23 protein-coding genes and 1 tRNA gene are annotated in these 22172 nt (G+C 67.6%); 9 read left to right on the top strand and 15 right to left on the bottom strand.

The annotated features are described in order from the left end of the window. Positions 1 to 5: 5 nt before the first annotated feature. The 6 genes from E8D38_RS04735 to E8D38_RS04710 all read right to left on the bottom strand — a co-directional run bounded on the left by E8D38_RS04735 (position 6) and on the right by E8D38_RS04710 (position 5920). Positions 6 to 767, bottom strand: coding sequence for an ATP-binding cassette domain-containing protein (locus E8D38_RS04735; protein WP_140626578.1), 762 nt, complete (start codon positions 765 to 767; stop codon positions 6 to 8). Then, the gene (locus E8D38_RS04730; protein WP_140626577.1) at positions 768 to 1718 is read right to left on the bottom strand and encodes a sugar ABC transporter substrate-binding protein; all 951 of its coding nucleotides are present in this window, start codon (positions 1716 to 1718) and stop codon (positions 768 to 770) included. 30 nt (positions 1719 to 1748) lie between these two features. Then, positions 1749 to 2705, bottom strand: coding sequence for an ABC transporter permease (locus tag E8D38_RS04725; protein WP_246099359.1), 957 nt, complete (start codon positions 2703 to 2705; stop codon positions 1749 to 1751). A gap of 11 nt (positions 2706 to 2716) precedes the next feature. Then, positions 2717 to 4213 (bottom strand): xylulokinase, encoded by a 1497-nt coding sequence (locus tag E8D38_RS04720; RefSeq protein ID WP_140626576.1) that lies wholly within the window; start codon positions 4211 to 4213, stop codon positions 2717 to 2719. A gap of 159 nt (positions 4214 to 4372) precedes the next feature. Continuing rightward, positions 4373 to 4852 (bottom strand): hypothetical protein, encoded by a 480-nt coding sequence (locus E8D38_RS04715; protein ID WP_219851651.1) that lies wholly within the window; start codon positions 4850 to 4852, stop codon positions 4373 to 4375. Positions 4853 to 5380: 528 nt separating this feature from the next. Further along, positions 5381 to 5920: a hypothetical protein gene (locus E8D38_RS04710; RefSeq protein WP_140626575.1), complete on the bottom strand. Its 540-nt coding sequence runs from the start codon at positions 5918 to 5920 to the stop codon at positions 5381 to 5383. A gap of 293 nt (positions 5921 to 6213) precedes the next feature. On the opposite strand from E8D38_RS04710, the gene E8D38_RS04705 reads away from it, so the two are divergent. Beyond that, positions 6214 to 7470, top strand: a complete 1257-nt coding sequence (locus E8D38_RS04705) for a hypothetical protein (RefSeq protein ID WP_140626574.1) — start codon at positions 6214 to 6216, stop codon at positions 7468 to 7470. Between the two features lie 167 nt (positions 7471 to 7637). Here E8D38_RS04705 and E8D38_RS04700 read toward each other — a convergent pair whose 3' ends face one another. Further along, the gene (locus tag E8D38_RS04700; RefSeq protein WP_140626573.1) at positions 7638 to 8276 is read right to left on the bottom strand and encodes an FMN-binding negative transcriptional regulator; all 639 of its coding nucleotides are present in this window, start codon (positions 8274 to 8276) and stop codon (positions 7638 to 7640) included. Positions 8277 to 8356: 80 nt separating this feature from the next. Here E8D38_RS04700 and pdxR point away from each other — a divergent pair, with 80 nt between their 5' ends. Then, the gene (gene pdxR, locus E8D38_RS04695) at positions 8357 to 9871 is read left to right on the top strand and encodes a MocR-like pyridoxine biosynthesis transcription factor PdxR (protein ID WP_140626572.1); all 1515 of its coding nucleotides are present in this window, start codon (positions 8357 to 8359) and stop codon (positions 9869 to 9871) included. Then, on the top strand, positions 9847 to 10047 hold the full coding sequence (locus tag E8D38_RS04690; protein WP_140626571.1) for a hypothetical protein: 201 nt from the start codon (positions 9847 to 9849) through the stop codon (positions 10045 to 10047). The genes pdxR and E8D38_RS04690 overlap by 25 nt, the downstream gene beginning before the upstream one ends. Before the next feature lie 8 nt (positions 10048 to 10055). Here the strand turns inward: E8D38_RS04690 and E8D38_RS04685 are convergent, their stop codons facing one another. Then, entirely contained in the window at positions 10056 to 11450 is a 1395-nt protein-coding gene (locus tag E8D38_RS04685; RefSeq protein WP_140626570.1) for an RtcB family protein, read from the bottom strand. 461 nt (positions 11451 to 11911) lie between these two features. Here E8D38_RS04685 and E8D38_RS04680 point away from each other — a divergent pair, with 461 nt between their 5' ends. Then, entirely contained in the window at positions 11912 to 12664 is a 753-nt protein-coding gene (locus tag E8D38_RS04680; RefSeq protein WP_140626569.1) for a hypothetical protein, read from the top strand. A 72-nt stretch (positions 12665 to 12736) separates the two neighbouring features. On the opposite strand, the gene E8D38_RS04675 is transcribed toward E8D38_RS04680, so the two are convergent. Beyond that, entirely contained in the window at positions 12737 to 13315 is a 579-nt protein-coding gene (locus E8D38_RS04675) for an HNH endonuclease (RefSeq protein WP_140626568.1), read from the bottom strand. A 69-nt stretch (positions 13316 to 13384) separates the two neighbouring features. Further along, positions 13385 to 13460: transfer RNA gene (locus E8D38_RS04670), tRNA-Pro, on the bottom strand. Between the two features lie 764 nt (positions 13461 to 14224). Between E8D38_RS04670 and E8D38_RS04665 the strand changes: the two genes are divergently transcribed. Beyond that, positions 14225 to 14596, top strand: coding sequence for a hypothetical protein (locus E8D38_RS04665; protein ID WP_140626567.1), 372 nt, complete (start codon positions 14225 to 14227; stop codon positions 14594 to 14596). Positions 14597 to 14612: 16 nt separating this feature from the next. Here E8D38_RS04665 and E8D38_RS04660 read toward each other — a convergent pair whose 3' ends face one another. Genes E8D38_RS04660 through E8D38_RS04640 form a run of 5 tightly spaced genes read right to left on the bottom strand, consistent with a single transcriptional unit; the run spans position 14613 to position 19532 of the window. Then, positions 14613 to 15485 carry an ABC transporter permease gene (locus tag E8D38_RS04660; RefSeq protein ID WP_140626566.1) on the bottom strand — a complete coding sequence of 291 codons (873 nt, stop codon included), beginning with the start codon at positions 15483 to 15485 and terminating at the stop codon, positions 14613 to 14615. Beyond that, the gene (locus tag E8D38_RS04655) at positions 15482 to 16375 is read right to left on the bottom strand and encodes an ABC transporter ATP-binding protein (protein WP_140626565.1); all 894 of its coding nucleotides are present in this window, start codon (positions 16373 to 16375) and stop codon (positions 15482 to 15484) included. The genes E8D38_RS04660 and E8D38_RS04655 overlap by 4 nt, the downstream gene beginning before the upstream one ends. 2 nt (positions 16376 to 16377) lie before the next feature. After that, entirely contained in the window at positions 16378 to 17418 is a 1041-nt protein-coding gene (locus tag E8D38_RS04650; RefSeq protein ID WP_140626564.1) for an ABC transporter substrate-binding protein, read from the bottom strand. 12 nt (positions 17419 to 17430) lie between these two features. After that, the gene (locus E8D38_RS04645) at positions 17431 to 18309 is read right to left on the bottom strand and encodes a TauD/TfdA dioxygenase family protein (protein WP_140626563.1); all 879 of its coding nucleotides are present in this window, start codon (positions 18307 to 18309) and stop codon (positions 17431 to 17433) included. A gap of 29 nt (positions 18310 to 18338) precedes the next feature. Beyond that, positions 18339 to 19532, bottom strand: coding sequence for a sigma-54 interaction domain-containing protein (locus E8D38_RS04640; RefSeq protein WP_140626562.1), 1194 nt, complete (start codon positions 19530 to 19532; stop codon positions 18339 to 18341). A gap of 232 nt (positions 19533 to 19764) precedes the next feature. On the opposite strand from E8D38_RS04640, the gene E8D38_RS04635 reads away from it, so the two are divergent. The 4 genes from E8D38_RS04635 to E8D38_RS29265 are packed head-to-tail and all read left to right on the top strand — an operon-like array spanning position 19765 to position 22151. Further along, positions 19765 to 20529, top strand: a complete 765-nt coding sequence (locus tag E8D38_RS04635; protein ID WP_140626561.1) for a MotA/TolQ/ExbB proton channel family protein — start codon at positions 19765 to 19767, stop codon at positions 20527 to 20529. A gap of 13 nt (positions 20530 to 20542) precedes the next feature. Then, complete coding sequence (locus E8D38_RS04630; protein ID WP_140626560.1) at positions 20543 to 20968, top strand: ExbD/TolR family protein; 426 nt, start codon at positions 20543 to 20545, stop codon at positions 20966 to 20968. A 24-nt stretch (positions 20969 to 20992) separates the two neighbouring features. Further along, a complete protein-coding gene (locus E8D38_RS04625) occupies positions 20993 to 21430 on the top strand; it encodes an ExbD/TolR family protein (protein WP_140626559.1) in 438 nt (145 codons plus the stop codon). Between the two features lie 10 nt (positions 21431 to 21440). Continuing rightward, a complete protein-coding gene (locus tag E8D38_RS29265; protein WP_219851649.1) occupies positions 21441 to 22151 on the top strand; it encodes an energy transducer TonB in 711 nt (236 codons plus the stop codon). Positions 22152 to 22172 lie beyond the last annotated feature (21 nt).

Genomic DNA, 22172 nt, shown 5'->3' with positions numbered 1-22172 from the left:
GAGACTCAGCCGGCACCACTCGCGATGAGGTGCGCAAGATCGTCCGCCGCCAGGCCGTCGATGGGGCGATCCACACGCTTGCGCCCCCCTTCCAGGATGACGACGCGGCTGGCGAGTGCCGCGACATCGCGCATGTTGTGGCTGACGAGCACGACGGTGCGCCCGTCCTCCTTGAGCCTGCGGATCAGGTCGAGGACGACAGCCGACTCCTTGACGCCCAGTGATGCCGTCGGCTCGTCCATCACGATGATCTCGGCCTGCCAGCGCAGTGCGCGCGAAATGGCGACGGCCTGTCGCTGCCCGCCGGAGAGCCGTTCGACTTGCGTGGACATGTCGTCGACGACAACGGACAGCCGTGCGAGGTAGCGGCGCGCCTCTTCGGCCATGCGCTTCTTGTCCAGCACGCGCAGGAAGGGCAGCACGAAAGGTCGGGTGAGCTCCGAGCCCATGAAGACATTCGCCGGGATCGACAGGCGCGGCGCCAGCGCGAGATCCTGGTAGATGGTCGCAACGCCGTGCTCGAGCGCATCATGTGGCGACGAGAAGCGAGCCTGTTCGCCGCGTACCGTCATGGTGCCCGAGGTCAGGTCTTCGGCGCCCGAGATGATCTTCACCAGGCTGGACTTGCCGGCGCCGTTGCTGCCGCAGATCGCCACCAGTTCGCCCGGCGCGATGTCGAGGTCGACCTGCCGCAGTGCGACGACCGCGCCGTAGCGCTTGTCGACGCCGCGCAGCGAGAGGATGGGCGCCGGCCCGGCCTGCTTCATCTATCGCAGGTACTCGTGCACGTTCGTCTTGTCGACGAGCACGGCATCGCGGAAGAGATAGGGGCCCTTCGTCACCGTCTCCTTCGGCTTCTTTTCGACGACGATCGTCTGGATCGCGTCGACAGCCTGCCTGCCCATCTCCTCGAACGGGATCGCCACGGTGGCCAGGAGCGTCGAGTTCGGGTCGGCGATGCGGGCATAGGTCTCCTTGCCGCCGTCCACCGAAACGAACGGGATCTGGCCCTTCTTGATTCCCTGCGCCTTGAGCAGGTCGTCGATGACGTAGGCCTGGCCGTCGAAGGAGGCCCAGATGCCGTTGATCCTGCCCTGGTGCTGGAGCAGGAGCGCCTGCATCCCGGCGCGGACGTCGTCGCGCCAGCTTTGTGTCCGCGACATCGAGAACTTGCCGATTTCCTTGATGGCCTGGTTTTCGGACAGGACCGCATCGAGCACCTTGCCGCGAATCCGGGTTGCCACGTTGAGGTCAAAGCGGCTGGTCACGATGTTCCCTCTGTACCCGAGCTGGCCGAGCAGGTAGAGCCCCGCCTCGGCACCGACCTTGTATTCGTTGGTCTGGATGTCGAACAGCGTGTGCGGGCTCGATCCGGACATCACGGTGACGATCGGTATGCCCTTGTCCTGCGCCGACTTGAGTTTGGCTTCGGCCTCGGTGGGCTTGCCCATCGCGATGATGATGGCGTCGACCTTCTTGACGACCAGCGCGTCGATCTGCTCGGCATGCTTGGGCAGGGATCCTTCCGAGTTCAACACGGTGACGACCCAGCCTTTCGCCTTGGCGGCTGCGGTTGCGGCGTTGACCACACGAGCGTGCGTCTCCGACGAGAACTGGAACCCGATGATGCCGACCTCGAGGGCCTGCGCGGACGCCGCCGTGAACCACAAGAGCGTTGCCGCGGTGGCGCCGGCGAAGTACCTGCTGAAACCGATCATGAAATGTCCTCCGTTGGTGTGATGAGTTGTTCAGACCTTGAATGCCGCCTTCTTCATGATTCCGGCGGACCATGCGACTGAGCCGACGATGACAGCGCCGAGCACGATGTCCTGCATGTAGTAGGGCGCGCCGAACAGCACCAGGCCGTTGCCCAGCGCCTTGAGCACGAAGGCCGCAAAGGCGGTGCCTGCGATGTTCGGCTTTCCTGGTTCGAACATCGTCATGCCCAGAAGCGCGGAAGCGATCGCATACAGCAGATAGTCTCCCGCCATGCTGGGAGCGGCTGAAGACAGGTTCGCGGCCAGGAGCACTGCCATCACGCTGGCAAGCAACCCCGACAGGGCCATGCCGGCGAGCTTCATTCGCGCGGTCGCGATCCCCGACCGGCGAGCCGCTTCGTCCGCCTCGCCGGTGGCCGACATGTGGGCCCCGATGCGAGTCCAGTTGACGAGCACGTAGGCAAACAGCGTGACAGCGGCCAGCCAGATCAGCAGATTGGGCACGCCGAACACCGCGCCCCGCGCCAGCCCGGTGAAGCTGGTGGGCCAGCTGCCCACGAATGCAACGCCCTGTGTGACCTTGTAGGCCAGGCCCTTGGCGATGGCCGCCATGCCGAGGGTCATGATCAATGAGGGGACGCGCAGTACCGTGACGCCCCAGCCGTTGACCAGGCCGAGGAGGCAGCCGGTCGCCAGCGCCGAACCTGCCGCGACGAGAGCCGGCTGGCCAAGCTGAATCAGCCAGCCGCAGATGACCGCCGCCAGGCTCGCCACCTCCGCAATGGACAGGTCGATCTCGGCCACCGTGAACGAAAGCGTGAAGCCGATCGCGAGGATGGCGAGGAAGGCCGTGTCGTTGAGCACGTTCACGAGGTTGGCCGCCGAAGCGAAGTTCGGCGCCAACGCAGCGAAGAACAGGATGAGGCCCAGGCCGGCGATGGCGGTCCCGAAGCGGCCGACGATCGTACGGAGTGGCATCAGTGGCATCTCGCGATCGCTCAGTCCTCGGCCGGGAGCGCAACGAGGCCGTGCGAAATTTCGGCCAGGCTTGCCTCGCTGCGGCGATAGAGATCGAACAAGCGCCGGTATCTTGCGGCCCGGGCCGGATCAGGCTCATGGCGGGCGGCCACCTCGACGAGTTCGTCTTGCGCCTGCTCCAGCGAATCGAACCGGCCAAGCCCCGTCCACGCCACGAGTGCCGCTCCCAGGGCTCCGGGTTGCGAACAGGCACCCACGACGACAGGCCGCTCGCAGACGTCGGCCTTGATCTGGCGCCAGGCCGTGTTGGATGCCGCGCCACCGCCGAAGCGGATCTCGGTGACGGCCTGACCGAGTGCCGCCTCGGCGCGCTCCAGCACGACGCGGTTCAGGTAGGCAACACCCTCGAGCACTGCGTAGGCCAGGTCGGTGGCTTGATGCTGGCGACCCAGACCGATGAATGCGCCGCGCAGATCCGCATCCCAGTAGGGCGTTCGCTCGCCCTGCAGATAGGGCAGGAACAGCAGTGCCTGGGGATGGCGCGGGCGCGCGAGCAGGGCCTCCACGGCAAGGCCAGTCGAAGCGTCGTCGCTTGTTGCGTCGCGTCCGAGCAGCGAGAGCAGCCAGCGGACGGTGTCGGCGCCGTTCTGGCTCGGCCCGCCGAGCTGGAACAGGCCGCCCCAATCGACCGAGAGCAGGCCGTCTGCGAGGGCATGGTGCCTGCTCATCACGCCCAGGACCTCGGTCGTCCCCGAGATGTTGAACGCGACGCCCGGCTTCAGCGCACCGAGGCCGGCCGCCGCGGCCCAGGTGTCGATGGAACAGCAGAAGACAGGAATGCCGCTGAGCCGGTCGAGGGGCGCCGCATGGCCGGCAACGATGGTGCCGACCGCGTCGCACGGGTCGAGAACCGGCGGCAGGACGCCTGCCGATGAGCCGACCCTGCTCATGAGGTCCGTGCCGTGCGTCGGCGTTGCACAGGCGAGCAGGCGCGCCATGGAAATGGCGTCGCCGGCCTGTCGGCCCGTGAGGCGGAAGTTCAGGTAGTCCTTCGGCTCCAGCACGGCGGCGAGCTTGCGAAACGTCGTCTCCTCCTCGTCACGCAGCCAGGCCAGGCGTGCAAGGGGATGAAAGGCGCTGACGTTCGCCGATTCGGGGTGCTCCTTCGGAAGTTCGGCAGCCAGGCGGGCGGCGGATCGCGCCGACCGGGAGTCGTTCCACATGATGGCGCCTCGCAATGGCTCGCCGTCGCCTCCAAGGAAGACCTGGCTGCGTGTGACGCCGCAGATGGCCACCGCCTGAACGGCGTCGAACAGTGCCGGCGCGGCCGCGGCCAGACTGGCGCTGGCTTCGACCAGCGTCTGCCACCACGCATGCGGATCCACTTCCGACCAGCCGGAGCGGACGAAGGTGGCCGGGCTCGGGACGACGCTTTCCGCGCGGATCCTGCCTCGGGCATCGACGAGCGTGGCGCGAAAGCTCGTCCCGCCGAGGTCACAGGCGAGGACGCAAGTCATTCGAAGCTTCCGGTGAGCTGGTGAGTGGCATTTCCATTGGCTGAGCCCGGCGGACTTTATTCCACAGCGACGATCGAAGCGTTAAGAGAAGGCATGTTCCGACAGGAGACCTGTCCAAAGCGACCCGCGTTGCCTGGTCAGGCTGGCGGGCCGGGATCGTCAGCGCAGCTTGGCGCCACCGCTCTTGTCGTAGCCCTGCGTGCGGCCGAAGAGATAGCCACCGTCGGTTTCCGGCGTCGTCTGAGGCGTGTCACCGGAGCCGAAGAATACGCCGACCACATGCGCATCAGCCACCTTGTCCAGGTTGCCGAAGACGTAGTCCACCTTGTTGTCCTGCCAGTGCTGGTCGGTGTTGTTCTGCTGCCAGTTGCCAACCGGAATTTGCCACATGACGGTAGGCCTGCCGACGGTTTCAGCCAGCTTCTTGCTCCATGCCAAGTAGGTGGCAAAGCGCGGGTCGTTCCAGAAGGTGTCCATGCCCTTGGCGGCCCTGTACCAGCCTGCATCGCGGTCCGACGGATCGGTGCTCACGAAGTCGCCGGTGCCTGCGCCGAGGTCCAGCATGTAGTTGCCGATCTCCTCGGCGTTGCCGCTTTCGGTGTGGTTCCACGACGAAGCTGTAGGGACCGCTGGCGGCACTCCACTGGGCGACGCCGGCACCGTCCTTGTCGGACCGGGCGGACACTTCCAACGGCAGGCCGCTGCCTTCGTTGACGAGGTAGTACTTCTTGCCGCTGACCGGTGCGTCGGCACAGTTGGCGGCACTCGCCACGCCTGCGACGCCAACGCTGGCGGCGAACACGGCAAGGTGCCGCACCAGGGCGTTTCTGCAACGGCGCCGGGATTGATTCGTTTGGAACATGAGCTCCTCGTTCTCTGAATCGGGGTCGGTTGAGCGAACTGCATGCGGTTTCGCGAACCTCGCCGTCACTGCGACGCATTGCAAGCGCGAAGGCTACTGGGGACTGGTCGTCGAACCATGAACAAGGCATGACCAAGGGATTGCGGTAACCCGGTTGTTGCAACGGGTTGAAAACGCGGGGCTCGCGCCGATGACCTGCCCAGGACAAACCTGTGGCTGCCGGACTACGTCCCGGGGATGAAGGCGCTGTCGTCGCAGTGCCCGCGCTACGGCTACAAGCCGCACGCGCGTGCGTCGATCAACGGCTAGCTCAGAGTGGCTGCAAGTGCTTTCGCGTAGCTCGTGGAAACGTTCTTCCAGTCACTTCTCAGTTCGTCGAACGCATACTCCACCACGCGCAGCAGCCGCTGCCTGCTCGGCTGCTCGCCGCCGCTCTGCGCCGCCAGTACGGCTTCGGCAATCGTCCTGAACAGACCATCCGAGCGTGTCCGCTCGATAACGAAGCCCGTGCCGCCTATGTACTTCGACACCTGCCTCAAGAAGTCGTGGCAGTCTGCAAGGGCGTCAACCGCGAGAAGCTCATGTGCTTGCCGCAGCAAGTCGTGACGCAAGCCTTGTTCAGCGAGCCTGCGCTTCTTCAGGGTTTTCAGCACCTCAGAAAGAGCTGCGTCCGAGGTGACGGCTTCCTTTGCCTCTTGAAGAAGGTCGAGATAATCCTTGTGAACATCATGGAGCGCTTCGAACATCGGCTTCACCACCGCGTTGAAGCGCTGCTCGCGCTTCTGTTCACGACGGCGGCCCAGTTCAACGAGCTTCTCAGCTACCTGGACAAGACTCTCGATCATTCGGCTCTCCCGTCATCCCGCCGGCCTCGATCTGAACATGGTAGCGAGCGCCACGAGGTAGACAAGGCGCCCAAGGGCCGGTCTTGCGCGCGGACTGCCGCACGGTGCAGGGCTTCCACGGTCGGGCCGGGCAAGCCGTCAAGACGGTCATGTAGAACACAAGACCGCACGAAGTCTTCCGGCCGCCGAGGTGCCCGACGCGCAAGACTGTGCCCAGGATTCATCGTCGCCAACTTTGTGGATGTCCCGGCCGCCGAGGTGCCACTACATTGGCAGTGAAGGAGGGCTTCGCCATGTTGCGCGCGACCGGACCAATGACTTGCATGCTTTGCCTCGCGCTCACGGCGACAGGCTGCGCGCAACTCACCACGTACAACAGCCCGATAGGAATCACCAGCCGGGCCGTGGCACTCGACATGAAGACACGTGTGGTGTTCACCAGCGAAAGCAATGTGACCTGCGCCGAGCCGAGTCCTGACGCGCTCACCGTTATCGGCGTCAGCGGCGGCCTGGCCGGCCAGGTCAGCACAGCCGAGCGGCAGGCGGCCGCCAACGCAGCCTTCGGACTGTCGGAGTCGGGCGCTTTCGTAGGGCTCCGCACGCAGAGCATCCAGCTGTTGCGCGACGCGATGTACCGCGCTTGCGAGGGCCTGGCCAGCGGCAAGCTGAGTGACATGGACTATCGCTCGCTGCACCGGCGTTACCAGGCGACCATGCTCGCGCTGCTGGCCATCGAGCAAGTGACGCAGCCGGTCGTCGCGGGACAAGCGATGCTGTTGAACTCCACCTCGGCGGGTGGCGAAGACAGGAACGATGCCGAACTCGAGAAGGCGCAGACCGCACTCGAAAGCAAGAAGTCGGCGCGACTGACCGCCGAACAGGAGCTGGACGAGGCTCGGACCGCACACCGCCGGGCAGACGAGGCGCTTGCGGCCGAGAAGGGCAAGGAGGCAGACAAGCAGGACGCCGCGGAGCTGGCGCGTCTGAAGGGCGATCTGGAGGACAAGGCCAACACAGTGCGCGACAAGGAGCGGCGCCTGTCGGAGGCTCGCAAGGACGAATCGGAAGCGCGGCTGGCCGTGATAACGCAGCGCGGCAAGGCACAGGCCTCCACCACCGGGCGCGGGGAGCTCGGTTCATCGAGGGGCGTGCCGTACGCTGCGGCGACCCAGCACGTCGCGCAGGCTGTGCTGGGTATCGTCGACGAGGCCTACGACACATTCAAGGATGAGTCGTGCATGGACTTCGTCAAGCAGCTGCTGAATCCGAATGCCGACATCTCCTACGACAAGCTGGAGAAGCGCCGGGCGGACGCGAATGTGCCGCGCAGCGGCGACCCACGCAATCCCTCCAGTTCGGCTGATGCGGCGACGTTCGTCATGCAACGCTGTATGGACCGGGTGGCGCGCCAGAAGCCTGAGGCGCCGCCGAAGAAGCCAACCACTGAGGAAGCGGTCGCCATGCTCAAGGCGATGGTCAACGACATGAATCACCTCAAGGCCTCGCTGGAACCGCCCGTCCCGGCCGACAAGGCCAAGGCAAAGCCCTGAGGGAACTGCCCGAAGTCGTCGATATCGGGCTTGATCTTTACGGGCATGGCACGCCGAGCCTGCAGGCCATGAGCGGGAAGGGCGGATCGGAGGCGGGAGAACACGGGCCTGGCGATGTCGATCCTCAAGGGCCCGTCCTGCCGTTCTCAGTGGGCGGCGCTGGCGCCTTACTTCGCAACCCGCGCCTTCATACCCCGCATCGCCTCCGCCAACCCCGCGTCCCCCCGCGCCTCCAGCCCGCGCATCACTCCTTCCCGGTCAGCCTGCGAGTACTGCTGGCTCAGCTTGCGTTTGCCTTCCAGCCGGGTGAGGCGGACCTCGATGCCCACGAGGTGCGTGAGCAGTTCGTCGATGTAGTCGGCCGGCGCCTCGCTCATCTTCCAGGGGCGCGGCTCTTTCGCCTCGTGCTGGCGGGTGAGCCGCGCCAGCACGCCGCGCAGGAACCTCTCGTCGTCGCGGATGTGCAGCGTGCCGTGGGCATGCACCACCTCGTAGTTCCAGGTGGGGACGCGCCGGTGCGTCTCCTGCTTGCCCGGGTACCAGTTGGGCGTGATGTAGCCCTGCGCACCCCTGAACACCACCAGCACCGGGCTGCCCTCGGCCGCTTCGCGCCACAGCGGGTTGGCCCGGGCCACGTGGGCCTGCAGCACGCCGCACTCGCCTTGTGCGGGGTCGAACAGGAAGGGCAGGTGGTGCGCGTCGAGGCCTGACGCCGCCTGCGTGACCAGCATGCCCAGGGCGTGGTCTCGCATGATGCGGTGCAGCTCCTGCGGGCGGGGTTCGGCGAATTGCGGGGGGATGTACATGGCGCCACTGTGCAGCCGATCCGGCCGGATGAAAATGGCCAGTTCCGAACCATTTCGCCAGACCAGTTGAGTTGACCGCCATGCCCCGCAGCAGCGAGCCCGTGCGCCGCCACCTCGGCCGCGCCCTGTACGACGAGATCCGCGCGCGCATCGCCGACGGCACCTATGCCGCCGGCGCGCCGCTGCCGTCCACCCGCTCGCTGGCATTGGAGCGGGGGCTTTCGCGGGCCACCGTGTCGCTGGTCTACGAGCAGCTCGCGGCCGACGGCTTCATCGAGTCGCGTGCCGGCGCGGTGAGCCGCGTGGCCGCCGGTGCGGCACTGCCTGAAGACAGGGCGCGCGGCAGCCGGCGGCGCGGCGGCCCGGCGCCCGCGTCCCGGGGGCGGTTCGCCGGTCGCGTTTCCGACTTCGCGGCCCGCATCGACGGCCTGGCCCTTCAGGACGCACGGCCGTCCGCCGGCAACGAGATCGACTTCGTCTACGGCCCGCTGGCCGGGCGCGACTTTCCCACCCGGGCCTGGCTCAAGGCGCTTCGCGCCGTCGAGCGGCAGCGCGCACCCCGCCTGGCCTATGAAGACCCGCGCGGCAACCTCGAGCTGCGCCGGGCGCTGCAGCGGCACTTGAGCCAGACGCGCGGGCTCTCGTGCACGGTCGAGCAATTGATGATCGTGAACGGCTCGCAGCAGGCGCTCGACCTGTGTGCACGGCTCCTGCTCGACCCGGGCGACCCGGTGGTGGTCGAGAACCCGGGCTACCGCATGGCACACCATGTCTTCGAGGCCCACGGCGCCGAGCTGCGGTGCGTCGGCGTGGATGAGCACGGGTTGCAGACCGACCGGCTGGCCGACGTGGACCGGGCGCAGATGGTCTACGTCACGCCGACCCACCAGTTCCCGCTGGGCGCCTTTCTCCCGATCGCGCGGCGGCGTGCACTGCTCGCCTGGGCGGCCGAGCAGCGGGCCTGGGTCATCGAGGACGACTACGACGGCGAGTACCGCTATGCAGTGCGCCCCGAGCCCACGCTGCTGTCGCTCGACACCCACGGCTGCGTCATCCACGTCGGTACCTTCTCCAAGACGCTGTCGCCGCAGCTGCGCCTGGGCTACGTGGTGGTGCCGGAGCGCCTGGTGGACACCTTCGCCGCAGCCAAGCGGCTGGCCGACCGGCATGCCGCGACGGGCGTCCAGCGCGCGCTGGCGCTGTTGCTGGAAGACGGCAGCTACGACCGCCACGTGCGCCGGATCCGTCGTCTGCAGCATGCGCGCCAGCAGGCCCTGGTCAGTGCGCTCGAGGCGCGGCTCGGCAGGCAGGTGGAGGTGCAAGGCGCCGCCAGCGGGCTGCACCTCGTTGCGCGATTTCCGGGGGTGCCGTCCGCGGCCGAGGACGCGCTGGTCGAAGCGGCACGAAGGGCCGGCGTGCGCGTGTATCCCCTCGGCCCGCTGTTCCACCCGCGCGCGCGGGCGGCGCGGTCGGCCCGGCCGGCCGCGCTGGTCATGGGCTATGCGCTGCTGGAGCCCCAGGCCATCGTCGAGGGCGTGCGGCGCCTGGCGCAGGCCTTAGAGTCCAGGCCATGGACCCGATCAGACTTCGCGTAGGGCGGCCGATCACGCCGGAGCAGTTCGACGAACTCTCGGACGAACAGCTCGCCAGGCTCGTCCCCAAGGCCTACCGGGAGTTCTTTCCCGGCAAGGACTTCTGCGCGGACGGCCATTTCTATCTGCACGACGGGACGGCCTGGTGCTTCTTTCGCGGCGGCTTCCTCGATGAGTAGCCGGCCGCTCAAGCCTTGAACGTGACCCACGGGCGCAGGCGTGCAACAGGGCAGATCAGGCCAGCCTCTTCCTGTGCTTCGATGACCGGACCGATGGGCTTGTAGGCCTCTGGTGCCTCCTCGATGCGGCGTTCCTCGCGCAAGGTGATGCACTCCCACCCGGCGTGCTGAGGGGCGCTGAACTTTCGCGCCCGCGCTTCCTGTCGCCGCACCCTGCGGCCGGCGCCATGGCTGCAGGACCAAAGCCAGCGGGCATTGCCCATGCCCTTTGCGATGAACGAGTGATCCCCCATGGAGCCCGGTATCAATGCAAGGTCCCCTTCCCGCGCCGGTGTTGCGCCCTTGCGATGGATGTTCATGCCGCCCTCATGCAGGACCACGTTGTGCGGAACGTCGACCACCAGGCGGGAGCGGTCCACGGCAAACACATCTTCAAGGGCACCGCGAACCAGTTCAGCCAGGACGACACGGTTGAGCCACGCATAGCGCGCGGCCACGCCCATGGCTTCCATGTATTCGCTTGCCAATGGGCCAGTGAGCGCGTACAGCTTGCTCTCGGGATGCCGGACGCCACGCGGCCAGGAGTCGCGGGCGCGGTCCATCCATCGCGCGCCGACATGGAAGCCGAGGTCGCGCGAGCCGCTGTGAATCATGACCACGACCTCGCCCACCTTCAGGCCGGCGGCGTAGGCCGCGTGGCGGTCGAACACCGCGTCGACCACCTGCAGCTCGACGAAGTGGTTGCCCGATCCCGGCGTGCCGAGGCAAGGGTCGCGGTACGTCTGCCGCCCTCGTACGAATGCATCGGGTGCATGTCGTGAGTGAGCCCGGAACTCGTCGAGGCCGATCGAGTTGCGGATCTCATCGGTGATCCGGCCGCGGTCTGCCCGTGCCCAAAGGCCGTGAGGCACGATCGAGTCCACGAAGGCTTCGGGGCCGACGTCGAACAGTGCCTTGAAGGCGGATGTGGCCACCGGCACGTCGCGCTCGTTGTCCAGCAGGACCGACTTCAGGCGGTTGACCAGCCGAGTCTTGTCTGGAGCCAGTGCGGCCAGCGACAACCCGGTCGACAGCAGCCGCATGCCGCAGTTGATGTCCGTGCCGATGGCTGCCGGGATGACGGCGTCACCCTCCGTGGCGACGATGGAGCCGACGGGGGCGACGGATCCGGGGTGGAAATCCGGCGTAGCACAGGCCGCGCACACGACGGGCTCGCCCTCGGGCGAGCGGACGGAGGCGAACGCGAGCAGCTGGCGCACTGCCTTGTCCTCCAGCGGCAAGGAGGCAGGCAACAGGATGGAGGCGTCGGCGACGTCGTCGCGGACGTGATAGACGCCGCCCTCATAGCGAAGGTCGATGCGCGAGCGCGCGAAGGCTCGCTGGAGTCGATTCAGGTGAGACATGATGCTGCGATCTCGGCGGCAGGTACCGCCAACCCGGCAGCGCGCCGGGCGGAAAGGATTGCGCCCCGAAGCAAGCCGGAGCGGTGAGCCTCTTGTCGCAGCAGCAGTCGAAAAGAGAGGGCGCGAGTGTAGGGGCTCGCGCGCCTCCTGCCAAGCGGGGCTTGACGCTTCCCGCTGCGTGCCTATGATTCGCGCCTTCTCATGAACCGACGCAACCGCAGACCCATGTCCCAGTGCCATCGCCCGATGCACTGACCGTTGCGCCAATGCCTGGCGCGCGACGGTCGATGTGCTGATCACCGTTGAACACGCGCTGAAGGCCCGAAGATCCTTCGCCTCCTGAACGCCCGGGCCCGCCGCTGCCGGGCGCGGCGCGTTGCAGATGCCAGGCGTTCCAGAGTGTTGAAGGAGGCCCCCCATGGGCACTCGAAAGACCTCGCGCAGCCGCCAAGGAGATGGCCATGCGTGAGGACATGAGCAAGGTGCTGGTCGATGAACCGCGCCACGGGCGCGCACAGGCGCGCGCCATTCAGGGCAGCCGCCGCAAGCGGTGGAACCAGGTCGACCCGGACGGAGAGGGCGCGCGCAGCCACCTGGGCATGAAGCGCGATGGCCTCGCCTGGAAACACTTCGGCGAACACCTGGGGCCGCTTTACCGCTACCTGCGCCAGCAGGTCGACCGTCCGTGGCGCCTGGTGTATGGCGAGCTCTGTGCCGGGCTGGACCGTCGCAACGTCGTGCAGAACCACCTGTTCCAGCACATCGGCGACCGCGTGGCACTGGAGACGGTGCTGGTGGACGGCGAAGTGCGGGTGCGCAGCTGGCGCGGCACCGAGTCGCTGGCGGACTCGCGGTACGAGATGTACGTGCATCCACGCACCGGCCTGCTGCTGGTCAACCGGGCACGCGAGAAGGCGGCGCAGCAGCTCAGGCTCGAACGCGCGGCCAAGGCCCGGCAAGGCCATCCCGATCGCCGAATCGGCGTGGCGGGGCTCGGCCACGACCGGCAATGGCATCGCATCGAGGGCATTTGGTACGAGGTGCTGCTGCAACCGCTGCAAGGCGATGCACCGGTGTACGACGTCGTGCTCCGGCGGCCGGTGAGCGTGGCAAACCGTGAGTTGCTGGCGCAGGCCTACGGGCGCGGCGACGCCGCGGCCGTGGCCAAGCGCCAGCTCGACGGCCGGACGCTGGCCCGCCACGGCCTGCGTTGAAGCCGCGCTCGCGGCAAAGAAGAAGGGGGCGCCGAATTCGGCGCCCCCTTCTTGCTTCGGGTCGGTTCTCGCTCAACCCAGCCGCGAACCCTTCGGCAGCCGCGCGGCCAGCCACTCGTGCACGTCAGCACGGATGTGGCGGCCTTCGAGCAGGAAGTCCTCGAAGCGGCTGGGCACGTAGGGCAGGTAGACGAGCGGCATGCCCGCTTCGTCCGGCGTGCGGTCGGCCTTGCGGCCGTTGCACGCGGCGCAGGCGGTGACGAGGTTCATCCACGTCCAGCCGCCGCCACGCGACTCGGGCACGATGTGTTCGCATTGCAGGTCCCGTTCGTGAAACTGCAGGCTGCAGTACGCGCAGGTGAAGCGGTCGCGGCGAAACAGCTTGTGCTTCGCGAACGACGGCGTCACGTCGAACAGGTTGATGCGCGACGCGCCTCGCAGGGCGATGATGGGGTGGACTTCGATGCGCGACGGGCGACCGGTGGCCGCGTTGATGCCGCCGCGCAGCGTGTGCAGCGGCGCCTCGCCTTCGACCCAGGCCACCGTGTCGGTGGCGTAGTGCAGGGCAGCCTGTTCCAGCGTGATCCAACGCTGCGGCGTGCCCTGGATGTCGAGTTGCAGGACGTGCTGGTGTGGCGTGTGCTGGTGCATCGTGGGTGCCTCCTCTCTTCCTTCGGCGTCATGGCGCTGAGCTACGGCCACACCTGAACGCACACGAACTGGTCTCGGCGGTCCGGATCGAACGGACGACCTCATGCTCCCAAGGCATGCGCGCTACCCACTGCGCTACACCGAGATGGACTCCGGAACTGGATTTGAACCAGCAGGCTGATGGTTTCCGGTGACGGGTTCCGGAGCCGCCCATTCGTTGCGGCCGGTTTCCGCCCTCGAAGCGTGAGCTCGACGAGGGCTTCGTTCTTTCTGGGCTTCTGAATCTCGATCCCATTGCGGTTGTGCTCCGGCGCGAGCGCGAAGGCGGTCCTTCACTCAGCGCTGTCTCGCTGCACGATGCGGGCGTCCCCGCAGCGCACATACCGGCCGCTCCTGCGCTTGCGGAGCATGTATCCGTCCGTTGTGCCAAGCACACCCGCAATGAGATGTGGCAGGCGAGCCCGCCTTGCACCCAGTCGTGCGTGCGGCTCGCGTCGTGTTCCTGGGAACACGCAAAACAAAAAGGCCCGGATCCTTGCGGAACCGGGCCTCGACATGTGTGTTCGAGTGGAGGTGCGCTGCCTACGCGCCTCCCTTGCCCGGATGCAACCCATCCTCGTCACCCAGCGACGCGACCGGTCGCTGGCTCTTGCCGAAATGCAGTGCGTTCGACCCGTGAAGGCACGCACGCACGAACGCACACCGACCCCGTGGGGACAGCGAGCGGTGGGTGATGTGGCCTTGGGTTTTCACGATGAGCTTTCGGTCGGGTGTGGGTTGCTTCGGTTCGGATTCGTTGCACTGAGGCGAGTGCGCCTCAGCGAGGATGCGGACTGTAAAGACTCTTCACTTCGGCGTCAAGCGGGTGCGACAATATTTTCTTCAACCCGTTTTTCAGACCCCGCATCCGTGCCCGACAACATCACCGTCAATCGACGACAGAACGTCCTGAGCCTCTTCCAGCTGTATGCCGAAGAGCAGATGCGCGCTGGTGTGCCGCCCAAGGGCATGGAGCAGTCGTTTGCGCAGAAGCTGCAGATGAGCCCGAGCATGTGGAGCCAGATCAAGAGCAGCCGGCCCATCGGCGACAAGCTGGCGCGGCAGGTCGAGTCGGCCTGCGGCAAGCCGAGCGGCTGGCTCGATGCTGCACGCGAGCAGCAAGGCCTGGGTGCGGCCGAACAGCAGTTCCTGGCCCTTGCGCTGAAGGCCTGGCGGGCCACCAACGCCGAAGGGCGCAAGCGGCTGAAGCTCGCGATGAAGGACGTGATCGAAGGCGCGTGATGCGCGTGATGCGCCTTCAGCGCTGCACGCCCCAGCGCCGCACGGTGAGCCGCTCGACGTTGTCGAACACGAGGTGCTCGACGAGCAGCCCGATCAGGATCACCGCCGCCAGGCCGGCGAACACCCGGTCGGTGTAGAGCTCGTTGCGGTTCTGGAAGATGTACCACCCCAGGCCGCCCCGGCCCGACGACGCGCCGAAGAACAGCTCGGCGGCGATCAGCGTGCGCCAGGCAAACGCCCAGCCGATGCGCAGGCCGGCCAGGATGGCCGGCAGCGCCGAGGGCACCAGGATGGCCAGCACGTAGCGCAGGCCGCGCAGGCCGTAGTTGCGTCCGGCCATGCGCAGCGTTTCAGGCACGGCCTGGAAGCCGGCGTATGTGTTGAGCGCCAGCGGCCACAGCACCGAATGCACCAGCACGAAAACGAGGCTGGCCTTGCCGAGGCCGAACCACAGCAGCGCCAGCGGCAGCAGCGCAATGGCCGGCAGGGGGTTGAACATCGAGGTCAGCGTGGCCAGCAGGTCTCGGCCCAGCTGGGTGGATACCGCCAGCGTGGTGAGCACGAACGCCGCCGCGATGCCCAGGCCGTAGCCCTGCAGCAGCAGGCCCAGCGAGATGCCGGCCTTGGCGGGCAGCTCGCCGCTGGCGATGCCCTGCGCAAAGGCACGTGCGGTCTGGGTGAAGGCGGGCAGCAGCAGGTCGTTGGCGGCCCAGCGCGCCACTGCCTCCCACAGCAGCGCCAGCAGCGCGACGATGAGCGCCTTGCGCAGCGTTGCGTGGCCCCACCAGCGCTGCCAGCGCGAGCGCGGGCGCTCCACGGCCAGTTCGTCTTCGAGCGGCGGCAGCGTGCGCTCGAACTCGTCGCGCACGGGCGGCAGCACGGCACTCATCCCGCCACCTCCTTTTCGTCCCCTTCGTGTTCTTCGAACAGCAGCGAATGGATGCGTTGCGCCTGCGCCTGGAAGGCAGGGCTGCCGAGGCTGCCGGCGTGGAACTGGTGGCTGTTCAGTTCGGCCCGCACCCGGCCCGGGTGCGCCGACAGCAGCAGGATGCGGCTGCCCACCACCAGCGCCTCCTCGATCGAGTGCGTGACGAACAGCAGCGTGAAGCGCACGTCGTCCCACAGCGAGAGCAGCTCTTCCTGCATGCGCCGGCGCGTCAGCGCGTCGAGCGCCGCAAACGGCTCGTCCATCAGCAGCACCTTCGGCTGCATGGCGAGCGCGCGGGCAATGGCCACCCGCTGCTTCATGCCGCCGGACAGCTGGTGGGGGTAGGCCTGCGCAAAACTCGCCAGCCCCACCCGCGCCAGGGCGTCGAGCGCGCGTTCGCGCGCCTCGCCTCGCGGCAGCCGGCGGCTGGCCAGCAGCGGGAACATCACGTTGGCGAGCACCGTCTTCCACGGCGGCAGCTGGTCGAACTCCTGGAACACGACGATGCGGTCCGGTCCCGGCTCCCGCACGGCCTGGCCTTCGAGGCGGATCTCGCCTTCGCGCGGTTCGATGAAGCCGGCCACCGCCTTGAGCAGCGACGACTTGCCGCAGCCCGAGGGGCCGAGCAGCACGAAGCGGTCGGCACGGTGCACGTCGAAGCTCACCCGGTGGGTGGCCCGCACCAGCCGCTCGGCCGTGGCGTATTCGAGCGTCAGGCCGTCTGCCTGCAGCAAGGGCGCATGCGCGGGGTGTGAAGCGGCTCGGGCGGCAGCCGCCGACGGTTGTGGCCGCAACAGCGGGGGCAGTTCGCCTTCATGGCCGCGCAGCACGGCACCGGGAACGATCGCCATCGTCAGCTGCCTTGCGCGTTGTGCGCGTCGTCGAAGAAGTAGTCTTTCACCGACGCGGGCTTGTTCCTGATCGCACCCACCCGGAACATGAAGGCGGCCAGCGCCTGCGTGTTCTGCGGCGTCAGCTTGAACTCGACCTCGGGGTTGCGAATGATGGACAGGAGCAGCTTGCGATCGACGTTCGAGTGGTTGGTGCGAATGAAGATGTCGGCCGCGGCCTCCGGGTTGGCGCGCACGAACTGCGCCGCTTCGGCCAGCGCGCTCACGAAGGCCTTGTAGGTCTTCGGGCTTTCGTTGCGGAACTTCTCGGTGGCATAGAGCACCGTGGCCGACGACGGGCCGCCCAGCACGTCGTAGCTCTTCAGCACGATGCGGGCGTTCGGGTTGCCGGCCAGGCCCTGCTCCTGGAACGGCGGGTTGCCGAAGTGGCCGGTGATCTCGGTGCCGCCCTTGATGATGGCGGCGGTGGCTTCGGGATGCGGCAGCGCGACGGTGATCTTGTCGAGCCGGTTGTACTGGGCATCGCCCCACAGCCGCGCCGAGGCGAGCTGCAGGATGCGCGACTGCACCGACACGCCAACCGCCGGCAGGGCGATGCGGTCCTTGTCGGTGAAGTCGGCGATCGTCTTCACCGCCGGGTTGTTGCTGGTGAGGTAGTACGGAAAGTTTCCGAGCGAGGCGACACCCTTCACGTTCTGTTTGCCGAGCGTTCGGTCCCACAGGGTGAGCAGCGGGCCCACGCCGGCTCCCGCAATGTCGATGGAGCCTGCCAGCAAGGCCTCGTTGACGGCCGCGCCGCCCGAGAGCTTGACGAACTCCACCTCCACCGGCTGGCCGAGCGCCTTGCCATGCTTTTCGATGAGCTTCTGCTCCTGCGCCACGTTGAGCAGCAGGTACACGATGCCGAACTGTTCGGCGATGCGCAGCTTGCCTTCTTCGGCCCGGGCAGGCAGCGAGGTGCCGAGCAGGCCGGCGGCCAGCAGGCTGAAGGAGACGGCGAGGGTCGCGATGCGGCGCGATGCGCGTGATGCTGGTTTGTTCATGAGGAGGCCATGTCAGAAGGGCACGTCGCCTTCGATGGTGGTGCGGTGGAGTCTGCGTCGCAGGTGCCCGGGGCAGCCGGTGGCCAGGTGGGTGACCGAACGGTTGTCCCAGAACACCATGTCGTGCGGCTGCCAGCGGTGGCGGTACACGTGCTCCGGTCGGGTGGTGTGCTCGAAAAGCCGCGCGAGCAGCTCTGCGCTTTCGTCTTCAGGCAGGCCGACGATGCGGGTGGTGAAGTGCTCGCTGACGAACAGCGCCTTGCGGCCGGTCTCCGGGTGGGTGCGCACCACCGGGTGCACCACCGGCTTCACCTCGTCGATCTGCTGCTGGGTGAGCTTCGGCCGCCAGGGGCTGCGCTGGCGCAGCGCTTCGTACTTCGCAAGGTAGGAGTGTTCTGCGCGCCGGCCTTCCACCGCCCGCTTCAGGTAGGCCGGCAGCTTCTCCCAGGCGAGGTGCTGGTTCGCGAACAGGGTGTCGCCGCCTTCGGCCGGCAGCTCCTGGGCATGCAGCATGGAGCCGAGGCTGGGCTTGTCCTTGTACGACAGGTCCGAATGCCAGTAGTGGCCGGCGTCGCCCAGGCCGAGCGGCTTGCCGTCCTCGACCACGTTGGACACGACCAGGATCTCCGGGTGGCCCGGCAGCTGGAACTGGTGCAGCACATGGATCTGCAGCGGCCCGAAGCGGCGGCTGAATTCGATCTGCTGCTGCGGCGTGATGCGCAGGTCGCGGAACACCAGGACGTGATGGTCCAGGTGCGCGCGATGGATGCGGCGAAAGGTCTCGTCGGACACCGGGCGCGACAGGTCTAGGCCGAGCACTTCGGCGCCGAGCGGCGCCTCTTCGAATCGGCGTATCGCCACGGCGGGCGGGGCGAGGGTGGTACTGCTCATGGCTTGGGGTGAATGGGTGAGCAGCCAGTCTAGGAATCGGCCTGCACGGAAGGAACGACGCATTGCGCATGCCGTTCCTTGCGCAGCGCATGAGACTCATCGCCGCCGCCATAGGGCTCGGGCGATGCGTTGGGCAGCAGCCCGTGCCGCTTGAGCAGCGTGCGCATCGTGTTGCGGGTGATGCCGAGCGCCCGCGCCGAGTGCACCTGGTTTTCGCCGGTGTGCGAAAACGCCGCGCGCACCAGGGCTGCTTCCACCAGTTCGAACAGCTGCGGCGCACGCTGGCCGAGCAGCGTGCCGAACAGGTCGGCCAGCCGCTCCACGGCCGAACGCTCGGCCGGCGGCGCGGGCGTCGGTGCCGGCGGGACCGCACCGGCCGCTGCCGCGCGCGGCGAAAGCACCGGGATCAGCTTCAGGTCGCGCGCATGGATGAGCCCGTCGCGGCTCACGATCAGCGCGAAGTGGATGACGTTCTCGAGCTCGCGGATGTTGCCGGGCCACGCATAGCCGAGCAGCGCGTGCTCGGCGTCGGGCGCCAGCACCGTGTCGTCGTTGCCCAGGCGCGCCCCGTACACGCCGATGAAGTGGCGCGCCAGCGGCAGGATGTCGCCCGTGCGTTCGCGCAGCGGCGGCAGCGCGAGCGTGGCCACGCTCAGCCGGTAGTAGAGGTCGGCGCGAAAGTGCTGCGCTTCCACCGCCTGCCGCAGGTCGATGTTGGTGGCGGCCACCAGGCGCACGTCCAGTGGAATGCTCTTACGAGAGCCCAGGCGCACCACGGTGCGCTCCTGAAGCACGCGCAGCAGTTTCACCTGCAGCGGCTGCGGCAGGTCGCCGATCTCGTCGAGGAACAGCGTGCCGCCATTGGCCGCCTCGAACCAGCCGGCACGCGCCTGCTGTGCGCCGGTGAAGGCGCCGGTCTCATGGCCGAACAGCTCGGCATCGATCAGCGACTCGCTGAAGGCGCCGCAGTTCACTGCGAGAAAAGGGCCGCGGCGGCCGCTCTTCTTGTGCAGGTGGCGGGCGATCAGCTCCTTGCCGGTGCCGGTCTCGCCGATGAGCAGCACCGAGGCGTCGCTGCGCGCCACACGCTCGACCTGCTCCAGCAGGCCGGCCGATTGGGGGTCGTGGAACAGCAGCGCCTTGGCGCGGATCGACAGGGCGCTGCCCGGTGCGTCGGGCAGCGTCAGGATCGAAGGGCTGGAAGAGCTCGCGGGGTCGGTCATCTTGTGGGCTTGTGGTGGGGGCTCGACAACAGCCCGTGCACGATAGGAGACAGCCGCTTTGGCACGAACGCAGCATTTCGCGCTTGCATATTCGATGCGCTTCATGGAGGGCGCCGCGCTGCCCCCACGCGCTCCATGTGCGCATATCCATCTGCAAAAGTCTTTCTTCTTGCGCACCAGACGCTCCAGCAGACTGAGCACACCACGCAACCTGCACACACCACACACAACGATGAAGCACAGCCTCTTCGCCAACGTCCGGCGCCTTGCCGTTGCCGCAACCGCCCTCGCAGCGGCCGCACTGGCTCGCGCACAGGCTGCGGCACCGGCCGCCACCGTGAGCAACCCCTATGGCCTCGAAGCGCTGTGGGTGCAGAGCGATTTCGTCGCCAAGGGCGTACTCGTGATCCTCGCGGTGATGAGCCTGGGTAGCTGGTACATCATCCTCACCAAGCTCATCGAGCAGGCGCGCCTGGGCCGCCAGGGCAAGGACGCAACGCAGAACTTCTGGAGCGCGGGCACCGTGCGCCAGGGTGCCGACGTGCTGAAGCCCGACAGCGCGTATCGCTACATCGCCGAGGCCGGCATCGATGCGACAGGCAAGCATGAAGGCCTGCTCAAGCACATCGCGCTCAACGAATGGGTGACGCTGGGCATCCACCGCGCCATCGAGCGGGTGCAGACCTCGCTGCAGAACGGCCTCGCCTTCCTGGCCACGGTGGGCTCCACCGCGCCGTTCGTCGGGCTGTTCGGCACCGTGTGGGGCATCTATCACGCCCTCACCGCCATCGGCGTGGCGGGGCAGGCCAGCATCGACAAGGTGGCGGGGCCGGTGGGCGAGGCGCTCATCATGACCGCCATCGGCCTGGCGGTGGCCGTGCCGGCGGTGCTGGGCTACAACTGGCTGCTGCGCCGGAACAAGGCTGCGCTCGACGCGGTGCGCGCCTTCGGCAACGACCTGCACTCGGTGCTGCTGGCCCAGTCGGCTGGCCGCTGAGGAGCGCGTCGAAATGGCCATCAACCTGCCTGCAAGCGGCGACGAAGACGAGGTCGTCTCGGCCATCAACACCACGCCGCTGGTGGACGTGATGCTGGTGCTGCTGATCATCTTCCTCATCACCATTCCGGTCGTGAACTACTCGGTGCCGGTGGATCTGCCGAAAGAACGCAACGAGGTGCGCGAGAGCAAGCCCGAGAACGTGGTGATCAGCGTCGATGCGCAAGGCGCGCTGTACTGGCACGACGCACGCGTCGCCGACTCCGCGGCGCTGGTGGACAAGCTCAAGAAGCTCTCCACGCAACAACCGCAGCCCGAGGTGCACATCCGCGGCGACCTGCGGGCCGACTTCGAATCGGTGGGCCGGATCGTCTACGCCTGCCAGCGCGCGGGCATCGCGAAGGTGGGCTTCATCACCGAGCCTGCGCCGCGCGGATGAAGCGCGGCTGAACGGAGATCACGCATGGGCATGCAAGTGGGCGCTGCCGCCAGCGGCAACGCGGACCCCGAACCGATCATGGACATCAACACCACGCCGCTCATCGACGTGATGCTGGTGCTGCTGGTGATGCTGATCATCACCATCCCCATCCAGCTGCACGCGGTGAACCTGAACCTGCCGGTGGCAAACCCACCGCCGGCCGACGTGAAGCCCGAGGTCGTGAAGATCGACATCGACGGCACCAGCTCCCTCTACTGGAACGGCACGCCCATCGAAGGCCACGCAGACCTGCTGGGCAAGGTGCGGGCGGCCGCGGCGCTGCCGGTGCAGCCGGAGGTGCACGTGCGGCCCGACAAGCACGCGAAGTACGACCGCTTCGTGGAGGTGATGGTCGCGCTCAACCAGGCCGGGCTGCACAAGATGGGTGTCGTGGGGAGCGAGCAATACATCGAGAAATGAGGTCACGAACATGAGTGCCGTACTTCCCCCGCAGGGCATCTTTTCGCTGCCTGCCCCGCCGCGCCCCGGCGCGCTGCCCCAGCCGCCGGCACCGCTCGGTTCGAGCCGCGGCACCGGCCTGGCGGTCGTGGTCGGGCTGCACGTGCTGGTCGGCTGGGCGCTGGCCTCGGGCCTCGCACGCGAGGCGGTCGAGATCGTCAAGAAGCCGATCGAGATGGCGGTGATCCCCGAGGTCGCGCCGCCGCCGCCACCGCCGCCACCACCGCCGCCCAAGGCCGAGAAGATCCGCGAAGTGGCCAAGACACCGCCGCCGCCGGCCTACGTGCCGCCGCCCGAGGTGGTGCCTGCCGCGCCGCCGCCCGAGCCGGTGATCCAGGCTGTGCAGGCCGAGCCGCCGAAGGCGCCGCCGGTCATCGAGCCGCCGGCCCCGCCCGCACCGCCGCCTGCGCCGGTGACGGTGAAGCAGGAGATCAGCGTGGCCTGCCCCGGCTACCAGGCGGTGCTGGCACAGGCGCTCGAAGAGGCGGTCGATCGCGTGGGCATCGTCGGCACGGTGCGCACCGTCATCAAGGTGCGCGGTTCACAGGTGGTTGACGTGGTACCGCAGTCCGGCCCCAAGGAGTACTACAAGTACCTGCAGACCGCCATCAAGCGCATGCGCTGCTCGGCGGGTGGGGCGGAGGAGGTGCTGGTGAGCCTGGACGTCTCGTTCAAGCAGTGAGGGCATTCGGCCGGGAGAGGC

Source organism: Methylibium rhizosphaerae, from assembly GCF_006386545.1.
GTDB lineage: Bacteria > Pseudomonadota > Gammaproteobacteria > Burkholderiales > Burkholderiaceae_C > Pseudorivibacter > Pseudorivibacter rhizosphaerae.
The sequence above is the reverse complement of the archived record's forward strand: the minus strand, read 5'-3'. Positions and strand labels throughout refer to the sequence as shown.